This window comes from Pseudoalteromonas sp. NZS127 (assembly GCF_015864805.1).
Taxonomy (GTDB): Bacteria; Pseudomonadota; Gammaproteobacteria; order Enterobacterales; family Alteromonadaceae; genus Pseudoalteromonas; species Pseudoalteromonas nigrifaciens.
In genome coordinates this window covers 111,656-126,053 of the sequence record NZ_JADYWN010000009.1, presented here as the reverse complement: position 1 = coordinate 126,053, position 14,398 = coordinate 111,656, and the positions used below count along the sequence as shown (strand labels likewise).

Annotated in this window: 11 protein-coding genes and 1 pseudogene; 3 read left to right on the top strand and 9 right to left on the bottom strand. The window is 41.8% G+C overall.

Annotated elements, in window-relative coordinates:
* Position 1: 1 nt before the first annotated feature.
* The 5 genes from gspG to gspC form a co-directional block, all read right to left on the bottom strand.
* Entirely contained in the window at positions 2-424 is a 423-nt protein-coding gene (gspG, locus tag I6E78_RS10375; RefSeq protein ID WP_041454317.1) for a type II secretion system major pseudopilin GspG, read from the bottom strand.
* A 65-nt stretch (positions 425-489) separates the two neighbouring features.
* The gene (gspF, locus tag I6E78_RS10370; protein WP_011326951.1) at positions 490-1,725 is read right to left on the bottom strand and encodes a type II secretion system inner membrane protein GspF; all 1,236 of its coding nucleotides are present in this window, start codon (positions 1,723-1,725) and stop codon (positions 490-492) included.
* Positions 1,726-1,727: 2 nt separating this feature from the next.
* Positions 1,728-3,293 carry a type II secretion system ATPase GspE gene (gene gspE, locus I6E78_RS10365; RefSeq protein ID WP_058372373.1) on the bottom strand — a complete coding sequence of 522 codons (1,566 nt, stop codon included), beginning with the start codon at positions 3,291-3,293 and terminating at the stop codon, positions 1,728-1,730.
* Positions 3,286-5,352, bottom strand: coding sequence for a type II secretion system secretin GspD (gene gspD / locus I6E78_RS10360; protein ID WP_197182427.1), 2,067 nt, complete (start codon positions 5,350-5,352; stop codon positions 3,286-3,288). Before gspD ends, gspE begins: the two co-directional genes overlap by 8 nt.
* A 23-nt stretch (positions 5,353-5,375) precedes the next feature.
* A complete protein-coding gene (gene gspC / locus I6E78_RS10355; RefSeq protein ID WP_058372371.1) occupies positions 5,376-6,317 on the bottom strand; it encodes a type II secretion system protein GspC in 942 nt (313 codons plus the stop codon).
* Positions 6,318-6,526: 209 nt separating this feature from the next.
* Here gspC and hslR point away from each other — a divergent pair, with 209 nt between their 5' ends.
* The 3 genes from hslR to I6E78_RS10340 all read left to right on the top strand — a co-directional run bounded on the left by hslR (position 6,527) and on the right by I6E78_RS10340 (position 9,610).
* The gene (gene hslR / locus I6E78_RS10350; RefSeq protein ID WP_011326947.1) at positions 6,527-6,949 is read left to right on the top strand and encodes a ribosome-associated heat shock protein Hsp15; all 423 of its coding nucleotides are present in this window, start codon (positions 6,527-6,529) and stop codon (positions 6,947-6,949) included.
* Between the two features lie 12 nt (positions 6,950-6,961).
* Positions 6,962-7,807: an Hsp33 family molecular chaperone HslO gene (gene hslO / locus I6E78_RS10345; RefSeq protein WP_058372370.1), complete on the top strand. Its 846-nt coding sequence runs from the start codon at positions 6,962-6,964 to the stop codon at positions 7,805-7,807.
* Between the two features lie 261 nt (positions 7,808-8,068).
* Complete coding sequence (locus I6E78_RS10340; RefSeq protein ID WP_197182426.1) at positions 8,069-9,610, top strand: phosphoenolpyruvate carboxykinase; 1,542 nt, start codon at positions 8,069-8,071, stop codon at positions 9,608-9,610.
* A 377-nt stretch (positions 9,611-9,987) separates the two neighbouring features.
* On the opposite strand, the pseudogene tuf reads toward I6E78_RS10340, so the two are convergent.
* The 4 genes and pseudogenes from tuf to rpsL all read right to left on the bottom strand — a co-directional run bounded on the left by tuf (position 9,988) and on the right by rpsL (position 14,354).
* Positions 9,988-11,206, bottom strand: a pseudogene (tuf, locus tag I6E78_RS10335) (elongation factor Tu).
* A 62-nt stretch (positions 11,207-11,268) separates the two neighbouring features.
* Complete coding sequence (gene fusA, locus I6E78_RS10330; protein WP_058372366.1) at positions 11,269-13,383, bottom strand: elongation factor G; 2,115 nt, start codon at positions 13,381-13,383, stop codon at positions 11,269-11,271.
* A 27-nt stretch (positions 13,384-13,410) separates the two neighbouring features.
* Complete coding sequence (rpsG, locus tag I6E78_RS10325; RefSeq protein WP_011326942.1) at positions 13,411-13,881, bottom strand: 30S ribosomal protein S7; 471 nt, start codon at positions 13,879-13,881, stop codon at positions 13,411-13,413.
* A gap of 98 nt (positions 13,882-13,979) precedes the next feature.
* Entirely contained in the window at positions 13,980-14,354 is a 375-nt protein-coding gene (gene rpsL / locus I6E78_RS10320) for a 30S ribosomal protein S12 (protein ID WP_008165517.1), read from the bottom strand.
* Positions 14,355-14,398 lie beyond the last annotated feature (44 nt).

Here is a 14,398-nt window from a genome sequence, read left to right as displayed (position 1 = left end):
ATTACTGTTTTTCTTCATCCCAGTTACCAATGTCGTCATCGGTGCCTGCTTGGCCATCTGGACCTAAAGAAAAAATATCAAATTTACCAATTTCTCCTGGGCTAATTAACTGATAAGTATTGCCCCACGGATCCTCTGGTAATTTACTAATAAAGCCACCATCTGGAAAACGTTTTGGTATTGGCTCTATGCTGGTTTTATTAACCAATGCTTCTAGGCCTTGCTCGGTACTTGGGTAGCTTTTATTTTTAAGCTTATAAAGGCTCATTGCATCTTCAAGCTGCTGAATATCTAAGTGTGCTTTGTCGATAGCGGCCTCTTCTTGTTGACCCATAATATTAGGTGCCACAATTGACATGATCATGCCAATGATAACCAGTACTACCATTACTTCTAGCAAAGAAAAACCTGATTGTTTATTCACGTAATTACCTCATTATTCTAAAAACACTAAACAATGGTTTATTAAACCATTAATTTACTTTTAAGTTAAAGCCCTACAGCTTTATTCATTGCCATAATTGGCTGTAAAATTGCCATTACTATAAATAATACAATAACCGCCATTAAGGCGATCATTGCGGGTTCTAATAGTTTTAGCGATACATTAACCATACTTTCAAATTCGCGGTCTTGGTTATTAGCAGCGCGTTCTAACATTTGCTCCAGCTCGCCAGATTTTTCACCACTGGCTATCATATGTAGCATCATTGGCGGAAACAATTTAGTTTGCTGTAATGCCGCTCTTAAACTTGCCCCTTCGCTTACTCTATCGGCTGCATCGGCAACTGCTTTTTTAATTTTTTCGTTGATCAGCACTCCACCCGCAATACGCATGCCTTCGAGTAGCGGTACCGAGCTTGATGATAAAATACTTAAAGTTCGGGCAAAACGGGCGGTATTAATACCTCTAGCTACTTTACCGATGCCGGGCATATGCAATATTTTATCATCCCACCAAAAACGAATTTTAGGCTGTTTTAAAGCATGCTTAATCCCTATCGCTAGGGCCGTTATTACAATTAAACTAATAAACCAATAATTTTGTACAAAATGACTTCCCGCCATTACCCACTCAGTGGTCCAAGGGAGTACTTGCTTGGTTTTTTCAAACGTTTTAAGTATTTTAGGTACTACAGTACCTAATAAAACCGACACAATTGCAATAGCAAACACCACTAAAATAATGGGGTACACCATAGCTTGTGTTATTTGACTGCGCATATATTGGCGCTGCTCGGTATAGTCGGCAAGCCGGTTTAGTACTTGGTCTAAATGCCCTGACTTTTCGCCTGCGGCAACCATAGCGCGGTATAAATCGTCAAACACATGCGGAAACTCACTCATACCGTCGGCAAGGGTATACCCTTCCACTACTTTTGAGCGTACCGACATTAGCATGCGTTTTAAACGTGGTTTTTCACATTGCTCAGCCACAGCCATTACCGCCCCCTCAACTGGCAGAGCCGATTGAATGAGTGTTGCTAACTGGCGAGTTATAAGCGCCAAATCTGAGGTTGATATAGTAGGTTTAAACAGACCGCCAAGTAATGACGTTTTTTGGCCTTTAACCTGTTTATCACTTTGCGCCGCGGGTACAACTTCGAGCGGCGTTAATTTTTGATCACGTAATATTTGGCGAATTTGTTTTGCTGTATCCGCTTCTAAAATGCCTTTTTTTTCTTTGCCTCGGCCATCTAAGGCACGGTATTCAAATGCTGCCATTATTAGCCTTCCTCACGGGTAACACGCAATACTTCTTCAAGTGTTGTTTTACCTGCAAGTACACGGCTACAGCCATCTTGACGAATACTTGGACTGAGCTTGCGAATGTATTTTTCAACGCTTTGCTCGCCCTTACCATTGTGGATCATTTCACGAATGGTTTCGTCCACTACTAATAACTCATGAATACCAGTACGGCCTTTATAACCATTAAAGTTACATGCCTCACACCCTACTGCACGGTGTATAGTTGGTTTGCTTTCAAACGGTACGCCTAATAACTGGCACTCGCGCTCATCGGCTACATGTTCTTTTTTACAACTTTTACACAGTGTACGTACTAGTCGCTGCGATAACACACCGAGTAACGACGATGAAAGTAAAAATGGCTCCACTCCCATATCTTCCATACGAGTAATAGCGCCAGAAGCAGTATTTGTATGCAACGTAGACATTACCAAGTGACCGGTTAATGATGCTTGCACACCAATTTGAGCGGTTTCTAGGTCGCGTATTTCACCTACCATCACTACATCGGGATCTTGACGTAAAATAGCCCGTAAGCCACGCGCAAAGGTCATACCTACTTTAGTATTTACTTGCGTTTGGCCAATGCCCGGTATTTCGTATTCAATGGGGTCTTCAACCGTTAAAATATTACGATCGCGAGAGTTTATTTGACTCATACCTGCGTACAAGGTGGTACTTTTACCTGAGCCTGTAGGCCCGGTTACTAAAATAATGCCATGGGGTTTACTAATTAAATTTGCAAACAATTCACGGTTTTGTGCGGTCATACCTAAATCTTCAAGATTTAAGTGCGCGTTATTTTTATCCAGTAAACGCAGCACAACACGCTCACCAAAACTCGATGGCATGGTTGATACCCGTACATCAACCGCACGCCCTGCAATACGCAAACTAATACGGCCATCTTGTGGTATACGTTTTTCGGCAATATCGAGCTTAGCCATTACCTTAATTCGCGATACTAGCAAGGATGCTAATTTCCGATTAGGTTTAAGTACCTCTTTTAATACACCATCAACCCTAAAGCGAATAACCAGTTCTTGCTCAAAGGTTTCAATATGAATATCAGACGCCCCCTCTTTAATTGCTTCACTGAGCATCGCATTTATAAGTTTAATAATTGGCGCATCATCATCGCCTGCCAATAAATCTTCGGTTTGTGGCAATTCGTCTACTAATGAAAACAAGTCAACTTCGTTGCCAATGTCTTCCATCATTTGTTGCGTTTCAGAACTATCTCGCTGATACGAAGCCTCTAGCAGTAGCTCAAACTTGTCATCAGCAAGCTGCTCAAGCGTAAAACCATGCCCTGCAATACGGCGTACTTCTAACAGTACGTCAATATCAAGTTCGCCACGGTAATACACTATGCGCTGCTCTTTATTTTTACTCAGCAGTACACCGGCTCGCCGTGCGTATGAAAAAGGCAAACGTTTAGCGGGTAACTCAACTAAGTCGTCACTGGTTAATAGCTCGTCCGGATGATGCGTATTAGGATGAACCACATCTTGGTTTATCTCTTCAATCGCCTTAGTCATCTTTACGCTCTTGTGCATTTTGTTTACGTAAATGCTCTTCATACGTAGGTGGCAGTATTAGCTCATCATTCCACTCGGGTAAAATAGGGGTGTCGGTTCTTGGCATTAACTCTATACCATCTTCGCGCTGCTTAAATTGCTCGCCACGAATAAAGTTATATTTATTAAAGCTCAACTTATTCATGCTAATTCCGTCGCGAATAATAGTTGGGCGAATAAATACAATCAGGTTACGCTTACGTCGTGTGGTATTAGTTGATTTAAATAAGTGACCTAAAATAGGAATATCGCCTAGTAGTGGCACCTTAGATACACTCTCTTGTACGTCTTCATCTATTAATCCGCCAAGTACCACCATACCGCCATCATCAGCCATTACTGTGGTTTTAATTGAACGCTTATTAACTGAAATATCAACGGCTGTAGCACCACTTACACTCGACACTTCTTGTTCAATGGTTAACTGTACAGCAGAGCCATCGTTAATTTGCGGGGTTACTTTAAGCTTTATACCCACTTCTTGGCGTTCAACGGTTTGAAATGGGTTGGCGTTATTACTACCCGTTTGTGAGCCAGTAATTATGGGTACTTCTTGACCCACTAAAATAGACGCTTCTTCATTATCCATAGTAGTAATAGAGGGGGTCGCCAAAATATTTGAATTACTATCGGTCGAAACGGCTTGAACAATTGCGCCCCAATCATTTTTTATCACCCCCATGGCTAAGCCGTTAATGCCACCGAGTAATGATGCTAATGGGCCGTAATCACCCTTAGTAGTTTCATCAACCTGAGTAATTGTGCCGCTTTCGGTACCAATTATATTTTTAGATACGGTAGTATCGCGTGCTTGCTCAGCCGCTACAGCTAACGCACCAACCGGTACAGTTGTGCCATTATTAAACTGCAGCATACCGCCTTGCTCAGAAATCCACTGCAAACCAAAGTTAATACCGTCGCCTTCCATTACCTCAATTATAATTGCTTCAACCAATACTTGCGCACGGCGAATATCTAAACGCTCAATAACTGACTCAAGCGAGCGCATGGTATCGGGTTGTGCTGTAATAATTAATGAGTTTGAATCGGGGTGGGCTTCTATGCTGGTTTCGTTGTTACTGCGAGTACGTGTCTTGGTTGCGCTGCCGCCTTGAGTGTCATCTGTTAGCGACTTACTAACACCTTGCAATACTTTAACTAAATCTTCTGCTTTTGCGTAATTTAGATAAAATACTTTAGTGTTCCCTTGGCTTTCAAGCTCACCGTCTAAGCGCTTAATAAGCTCAATAGCACGGGTGCGTGCTTGGCCTTCACCACTAACAATAACGCTGTTAGTACGGCCATCGGCAACCACTTTAGGTATTAAAAATTCTGGAATACTGCCTTTTCCGCTGTCTTTATAAATATTATCAACTACAGATACCACATCATCTGCGGTAGCAAATTTAAGCTTTACAATATCAACGCGCTTATCGCCCGCTTGATCAACCGAGCGTATTATTTCAACTAAGCGGTTTACCGATGCAGCATGCCCGGTGAGCATCATTACGTTTGCGGCATTAAAGTTGGCAACATGGCCGCCATCTTTTTGGTCGCTAAATTGACGAACCAAAGGACCTAGCTCTTGCACGCTCACATTTTTAACCCGTACAACTCGGGTAATCATCATATCGCCACTGGCTTCACTGCCATCAGTAATTAGCGGTACGTTTGACTTTTTAGCATCCGAGCTTTTTTCAATTTTTATTATATTATTGTCCATTTCAATGGCTGAATAGCCATAAACTTCTAATACATTTAAAAAGAATTGATAATAAAGCGCTTCGCCCATTAACTCATAACTACGCACATTTACTTTGCCACGTACGTTAGGGTCAATAATTATTGTTTTATTAAGATTTTTACCAACAATATTAATAAACTCATTAATATCAGTGCCTTTAAAGTTAGCAGCGTATTCAACAGCAGCAACAGAAAACGAAATGCTTGCTGCTAGAAAAAGTGCTGCGTACTTAGCTAACCCTTTTTTAATTTTTGTGAGGTGTAGCGCCTGAACCATTATATTAAAACTCCAATGCTAAGTTATTGCAGACTAAATTGTACGTCTATTTGCTGGTTATCACGTTCAATAGTGATAGTGGCATCTGTACTATTACGCAGCTCATTAATGGCTGCCATGGCCTGTTTTAAATCTGTTAGTTGATAGCCATTAATTGCAACAGCTAAATCGTTATTTTGTAATCCCATCTGCTTAAATAGCTCAGGCTCTTTACCTGGACTCAAGCGATAACCAATAAGTTCCCCATCGCTCATCGCTTGTGACACGCGAATATAGTCAAATAACTTACCGGGCTCTTCGAGCAACTCTTCGCGGGTTTCGATTAAAGCCTGTTTAATGTGTGGATCGGCAGTTATATCTATTTGTTGCTCACTTGGAGCAGGCCCTAATTGTGGGCCCATTTCGGCTTCATCACGCGCAGCTAAAACCGGCATAGATACCGTTTTTGTAAAGTCGAGACCATCTAACATTAATGTTTCAAATCGTCCGTTTACCGTTAAAATAACGCGGTCGGGTAATATCTGCGCTAGCTTAGCTCGCGTCCCTTGCACTGCTTCATCTACTAGGTAAGTTTCTTGCTTGCCTTGTGACTCTATAATAGCGAGCCCCGCTTTATCGTCGTTACTTACTGCAACAATACCAGTAAGGTTAATACTTAAGCGCGTTTCAGGGGCATCATTTACAACCTTTGCAGCGTGATCATCGCTCTTGCTTTTAACAATTATTTTACCAAATATAAATTGCTCAATTATATGTTGAGAGTAATTGTTACTTGCTGCCGTTGAATGTTGTCCGTAGTAGATTGGCGTGAGTGGTGACACAATAGGATTTGGCCACATAAGCCAAACGAGTTTAGACGATAAAAAAGCAATATAAACAACAACTAATAATGTAACAACCGCACTCAATTTGGCATGCGGTAAACGGCTTATAAAATGTTTAAATTGTTGAACTTGCTGTTCCATAAATAGTATTCTTATTTTAGTTTTTACCTAATCGCTATGCATAGTACCTTTTCATTTTTCATTCAACAAGCATGCTAATATTAAACTTTGTAAACAGATTGATTTTAATTTAGCCGCTGCATAAAAACAGCAGTTGTAGTAATCCTTCATCGCAAATAGCTTTTATGGTAAATTTTAAAATCTAGGCAAACACTTATTAAAGGTGCTTTATGGCTAAAAAAAGTAATGCTAACCCTAATTTAGAACATAAAGATGAGCTAAAAATTAGATTAGACAAATGGTTATGGGCGGCACGATTTTATAAAACACGTGCTGCGGCTCGCGAAATGGTACAAGGCGGAAAAGTACATTATAATGGCCAGCGTACCAAAGCAGGCAAAATAGTAGAAATAGGCGCAACTATAAAATTAGCCCAAGGGGTAGATGAAAAAATAGTAACTGTGCTCAAAATACTTGAAAAACGCCAAAGCGCCCCCATTGCACAGACCTTGTATCAAGAATCTGATGCTAGTATTGCTAAACGCGAAGAAAACTCTATCGCGCGCAAAAATAATAGCCTTTTTGCACCTCATCCGGATAAAAAACCGGATAAGAAGCAAAGACGCGAACTTTTAAAATTGAAATTAAGTTAGGTATAGTCGCTCATGCAACAAGATTTACTCCACCGGTATTTATTCGACAATCTCGATGTTCGTGGCGAACTCGTACAAATTGAGAATGCCTACAACGAAATGATCGCCAATCATAATTACCCAGATGCAGTTAAAGCATTATTGGGTGAACTGCTTGTTGCGACCTGTTTATTAACAGCAACCTTAAAATTTGAAGGCGAAATAGCTGTTCAACTACAAGGTGATGGGCCGGTTAAATACGCGGTAATTAATGGCGACGACAAACAAAACATGCGTGGTATAGCTCGCTTACAAAGTGAAGTAACAGGAAGCACAGTAAAAGAGTTGATAGGCCAAGGCTATATGGTTATTACTATTACGCCAACCAAAGGGGAGCGCTATCAAGGTATAGTACCTTTAGAGCATGAAACCTTAAGTGAATGTATAGAGGCTTACTTTGAGCAATCAGAGCAATTAAAAACGCGTCTTTGGTTTGCAACTGATACAACCGAGGGGAATGCCAAAGCCAGTGGTTTATTTTTACAAGTTTTACCCGTTGATAAACAAAAATCTATTGAAGACTTTGCCCATTTAGAAGCTCTTAGCCATACCATTAAAGATGAAGAACTATTAGAGCTTGATGCTAACACCGTACTAACTCGTTTGTACCACGAAGATAACCCGCGTGTGTTTGAGCCACAAAGCATTCAATTTAAGTGTGGTTGTACCCGCGAAAAAACCATGACTGCATTAGTTAATATTGGCCAACAAGCGCTACTTGATGATGTTGCTGAGCATGGCGAAATCAAAATTAGCTGCCATTACTGTCTAAAAGATTATCTTTTTGATGAGCAAGATGTGAAAAACATTTTTAACTAATCGCGCATTAAAAGTAAATTATAAAGAAGTCACATACTATGTGGCTTTTTTTATAATTTTAAAATGACACCGGTATCATAAAAATAGCCGTTTTTATGATACCGGTGTCATTGAAATTATTCATGTTTTTTACCCAATATATGTGTTTTTAACACCTTCATAAGCTCGAATATCCTTAGCTCATCTGTTACTATAATTGCAGCTTAAAGGTTAACAAGACCCAGGCTATCCCGTTCAATCTCACACAATTTAGGTATAAACATGACTTCAAGCGCTACTCGTTTTGTCGATCTAACTGCAGCTGAACTTGTCGAACACGCGATCCGTCGTGGCGAGGGTACTTTAGCAGCCAATGGTGCTTTTGTAGCAAATACTGGTCATCGCACCGGTCGTTCTCCAAAAGATCGCTTTATTGTTCAAGAATCTAGTACTGAAAACGAAATCCAATGGGGCAACGTAAACCGCCCATTCGACGCAGATAAGTTTGATGCTTTGTGGGCACGTGTAGAAGCGTATGTACAAAGTAATGATCACTTCATCTCTCACCTCGAAGTGGGCGCTGATCCAGAGCACTATCTACCTATTGTTGTTACTACAGAAACTGCATGGCATCATATTTTTGCTAAAAATATGTTTATTCAACCTAAATCTTACAACTCATCTGACGTACCTCAGTGGCAAGTAATGAACGTTCCTTCATTTGTATGTGAGCCTGAACGCGATGGCACAAACAGTGACGGTACGGTACTCATTAACTTTGCACAACGTAAAGTATTACTTGCTGGTATGCGTTATGCCGGTGAAATGAAAAAATCAATGTTCTCTGTACAGAACTTCCTACTTCCAGCGAAAGGTGTGTTACCAATGCACTGCTCTGCAAACGTAGGTGAATCAGGCGATACCGCTTTATTCTTTGGCTTATCTGGTACAGGTAAAACAACACTTTCAGCAGATCCAACTCGCTTTTTAATTGGCGATGACGAACACGGCTGGGCACCTGGTAGTGTGTTTAACATTGAAGGCGGCTGTTACGCTAAATGTATCGACCTATCACAAAAAAATGAACCTGTTATTTGGGATGCGATCCGCTTTGGTACTATTTTAGAAAATGTAGTGCTTGATGAAAATCGTGTACCTGACTTTAACGATACTAGCCTTACACAAAATAGCCGTGCTGCGTACCCTCTTGAGCACGTTGAAAAACGTAAAGTAGAAAACCGCGCAGGCGAGCCAAAAGCAGTGGTATTTTTAACCTGTGACGTAAGTGGTGTACTTCCTCCAGTATCAATACTGACTGAAGAAGCGGCAGCATTTCACTTCTTAAGTGGCTACACTGCAAAAGTAGGCTCTACTGAAATTGGTTCTACAAGCGATATTGAGTCAACATTCTCAACTTGTTTTGGCGCACCATTCTTCCCACGTCCAGCAGGTGTTTATGCTGAGCTTCTAATGAAGCGTGTACGTGAGTTTGGCGCTAAAGTATACCTAGTTAACACAGGTTGGACTGGCGGCCCTTACGGTACTGGTAAGCGTTTTGATATTCCAACTACACGTGCTGTAGTAGATGCTATTGTATCGGGTAAATTAGCTGGCGTAGAAACTCAACACATTGATGTTTTAAACCTAGACGTACCGGTAGCAGTTCCAGGTGTAGACAGCAACTTACTTAACCCAATTAATACCTGGGAAGACAAAGCTAAGTATGCTGAATATGCAGCTAAACTTGCAGCCGATTTCACTGAAAACTTCACTAAATATGACGTATCAGACGAAATTAAAAATGCAGGGCCTAAAGCAAAATAGCTTTAACCTCGCATAACAAACGCCAGCTTAACGCTGGCGTTTTTGATCCCAGCCATAAATATAAAATAACCAAAGTTAAAATGGAGTATTAGCCAACCAATCAAACCCGCGTGACTTAAAGTAGCAAAGGTAATAACAGGGCTTAATTTAGCACTACAGCCATACCCTACTTCTTACAGCGTCAATACAGTGCGCAGCATCAATCACAGCGATAAAACACCACATAGTTAACCCATGGCAAGCCTGCCTAAATAGCCCCTCTTAAAATCACTAAGCGCTCTTTTTATAGCTAAGTTCTAAAAAGTTTACTTTATTCCCGGCATTAAAAAACCGAGCATAAGCTCGGTTTTTTTAGTACTAATTAGCTAGGCTAATTATTACGCTACGATGTTTGCAACAACGCCAGCGCCTACAGTACGACCACCTTCACGGATAGCGAAACGAAGACCTTCGNCCACCTTCACGGATAGCGAAACGAAGACCTTCGTCCATCGCGATTGGCGCGATTAGAGTTACTGTCATCTTAACGTTATCACCAGGCATTACCATTTCTACGCCTTCTGGTAACTGTACGTCACCAGTTACGTCAGTTGTACGGAAGTAGAACTGTGGACGGTAACCTTTGAAGAATGGAGTATGACGACCACCTTCATCTTTTGAAAGTACGTATACTTCTGATTCAAAAGTAGTGTGTGGCTTGATTGAACCAGGCTTAGCTAGTACTTGACCACGTTCAACGTCTTCACGCTTAGTACCACGTAAAAGTGCACCAATGTTCTCACCAGCACGACCTTCGTCAAGCAGTTTACGGAACATTTCAACACCAGTACAGATTGACTTAGTTGTGTCACGGATACCAACAATTTCAATCTCGTCGTTGATGCGGATAATACCAGCTTCAACACGACCAGTTACAACAGTACCACGGCCTTGGATTGAGAAAACGTCTTCGATAGGCATGATGAATGCTTTATCGATGTCACGCTCTGGCTCTGGAATGTAAGAATCAAGTGCATTTGCAAGCTCAATGATCTTATCTTCCCACTCTTTCTCGCCTTCAAGCGCTTTAAGTGCTGAACCTTGAATTAGTGGTAAGTCATCACCTGGGAAATCGTATTCTGAAAGAAGTTCACGAACTTCCATTTCTACTAGTTCAAGTAGCTCTTCGTCATCAACCATGTCACATTTGTTCATGAACACGATGATGTAAGGAACGCCAACTTGACGAGAAAGTAGGATGTGCTCACGCGTTTGTGGCATAGGGCCATCAGTCGCAGCAACTACTAAGATAGCGCCATCCATTTGAGCAGCACCAGTGATCATGTTTTTAACATAATCGGCGTGACCAGGACAATCTACGTGTGCGTAGTGACGTGTAGGTGTATCGTATTCAACGTGAGACGTTGAAATAGTGATACCACGTTCGCGCTCTTCTGGAGCGTTATCGATTGATGCGAAATCTTTAGCAACACCGCCGTATACTTTTGCAAGTACGTTAGTGATTGCTGCAGTTAGTGTAGTTTTACCGTGGTCAACGTGGCCGATTGTACCTACGTTTACATGCGGTTTTACGCGTTCAAACTTTGCTTTTGCCATCTTAAAAAATTCCTATAAAGAAATTAAAGTCTAACTCACTATTGAGTTAAACAAGCTAAAAATCATATTACAGCGCGAGCTGAAATTATTGTCTCTGCAACATGTTTCGATGCTTCGGCGTACTTCAAAAACTCCATAGAGTATGAAGCACGACCCTGTGTTGCAGATCGTAAGTCAGTAGCATAACCAAACATTTCAGAAAGGGGAACCTGTGCATTAATTTGCTTCAGTCCACCTAATGCATCTTCCATGCCTTCGATCATGCCGCGGCGACGGTTTAAGTCACCAACTACATCACCCATGTTTGCTTCAGGAGTGAGTACTTCAACCTTCATTACTGGCTCTAAAAGTACCGGGCTCGCTTGCAGCGCGCCTTGTTTCATTGCCAATGAACCTGCTATTTTAAATGCCATTTCATTCGAGTCTACATCATGGAATGAACCATCATATAAAGTCGCTTTAACGCCAAGTAGTGGGTAGCCTGCCAGCACACCTTGAGCCATTTGCTCTTGGATGCCTTTGTCTACCGCAGGGACGTATTCTTTGGGAATAGAACCACCTACAGTTTCGTTAACGAACTCGTAAATTGGTGCTTCGTCATCCGTAATATCCATCGGTTCAAGTTTAAGCCAGACGTGACCATATTGGCCACGACCACCTGATTGACGTATAAACTTACCTTCAACTTTAACAGTTGAACGGATAGCTTCTCGGTATGCAACCTGCGGCTTACCAACGTTACATTCAACACTGAATTCACGTTTCATACGTTCGACGAGGATATCGAGGTGAAGTTCACCCATGCCAGATATTATAATCTGACCCGATTCTTCGTCGGTTTGTACACGAAAAGATGGATCTTCAGCCGCTAGTTTACCCAGCGCGATCCCCATCTTATCTTGGTCAGCGATTGTGCGAGGCTCAACCGCAACAGAGATTACTGGTTCAGGAAATTCCATACGCTCAAGCGTAATAATGGATTTCGGATCACACAGTGTTTCACCTGTTGTTACGTCTTTGAGACCAATAGCCGCCGCGATGTCGCCTGCGAAGACTTCTTTGATCTCTTCACGTGAGTTTGAATGCATCTGTACGATACGACCAAGACGCTCACGCTTACTTTTAACTGGGTTGTATACCGCGTCACCCTGTTTAACAGTACCAGAGTAAACACGGAAAAAAGTTAAGGTGCCAACAAACGGGTCCGTTGCAATTTTAAATGCAAGTGCAGCAAACGGCGCTTTATCATCAGCAGGACGCTCTTCTTCGGTACCATCTTCTAGGATACCTTGAATTTGTTTCACTTGCGTAGGAGCAGGCATGTATTCAACAACGCAATCAAGCACAGCTTGAACACCTTTGTTTTTAAATGCGCTACCACACGTCATAGGAACAATGTCGTTTGCTAATGTACGTTGGCGTAAAGCTTCTTTTATTTCGGCTTCACTTAACTCTTCACCCTCTAAGTATTTATCCATTAGTTCTTCAGTAGCTTCTGCAGCACTTTCAACTAAATGAGAGCGCCATTCGTCGGCTAATTCCTGAAGTTCTGCCGGTATTGCCTCATAAGAGAAAGTCATACCCTGGTCTTCATCATTCCAGTTAATGGCTTTCATTTTAATAAGGTCAATAACACCTTTAAAGCCGTCTTCAGCGCCTATTGGCAACTGAATTGGAACAGGCGTTGCTCCAAGACGAGATTTCACCTGGCTAACAACTGCAAAGAAGTCAGCGCCTGTGCGATCCATTTTGTTTACGAAGATCATTCTTGGAACTTCGTATTTGTTCGCTTGACGCCAAACTGTCTCAGTTTGCGGCTGTACACCCGATGAAGCACAAAGAACAACTACCGCACCATCTAATACGCGTAAAGAACGCTCTACTTCGATAGTGAAATCAACGTGTCCTGGAGTATCAATAATATTGATACGATGAGCGTCAAATTGAGCGTCCATCCCTTTCCAGAAACACGTAGTTGCAGCAGAAGTGATTGTGATACCACGCTCTTGTTCCTGCTCCATCCAGTCCATAGTTGCAGCACCATCATGCGTTTCACCGATCTTATGAGAAAGACCGGTGTAAAACAGAATACGTTCTGTTGTGGTGGTTTTGCCTGCATCTACGTGAGCGCAAATACCGATATTGCGATAGCGCTCAAGTGGAGTTGTACGTGCCATAAAATCCTCTTAAAGGTTAAGGGCAGATTACCAACGGTAATGAGCGAATGCTTTATTCGCTTCAGCCATACGGTGAACGTCTTCACGTTTCTTAACCGCAGTGCCTTTGTTGTCAGCAGCGTCAACGATTTCTTGAGCTAAACGTAAGCCCATAGATTTTTCGCCACGCTTACGAGCAGCGTCTACTAACCAACGCATACCTAATGCGTTACGACGAACTGGACGTACTTCAACTGGTACTTGGTAAGTTGAACCACCAACACGGCGAGATTTAACTTCTACCTGTGGGCGGATATTATCAAGTGCCGTTTCAAAGATTTCTAGGTGCGACTTGCCTGATTTCTCAGCAGCCACATTTAGCGCACCATAAACGATTTTTTCAGCAGTAGATTTCTTGCCATCTAACATTACGATGTTTACGAATTTCGCAAGAAGCTCCGATCCGAACTTAGGATCTGGAAGAATTTTACGTTGACCTATTACGCGTCTTCTAGGCATTTTGTATCTCCGGTTTATTCAGGTTTGCTCTTATCGAGTCAATAACCCAAAACAATAATTAAAAATATTTAGTGCTTGGCCTTACTAACGGAGAACTATTAGCCTTTAGGGCGTTTAGTACCGTATTTAGAACGAGCTTGGCGACGATCGCTAACGCCTGCACAGTCAAGTGCACCACGAACGGTGTGAAAACGCACACCTGGTAAATCTTTAACACGACCACCACGGATTAGGATTACACTGTGCTCTTGAAGGTTATGACCTTCACCACCAATGTATGAAGTTACTTCGAAACCGTTAGTTAAACGTACACGAGCTACTTTACGTAACGCCGAGTTTGGTTTCTTAGGTGTAGTTGTATATACGCGAGTACATACACCGCGCTTTTGCGGACACGCTTTAAGCGCAGCTGAGTTACTTTTCGTAACCTTGCTACGGCGTGGCTTACGCACTAGCTGGTTAATAGTTGCCATTTAAATAGCTCCTGAAATTAGAATTACTACTGAAAAAATAAAAA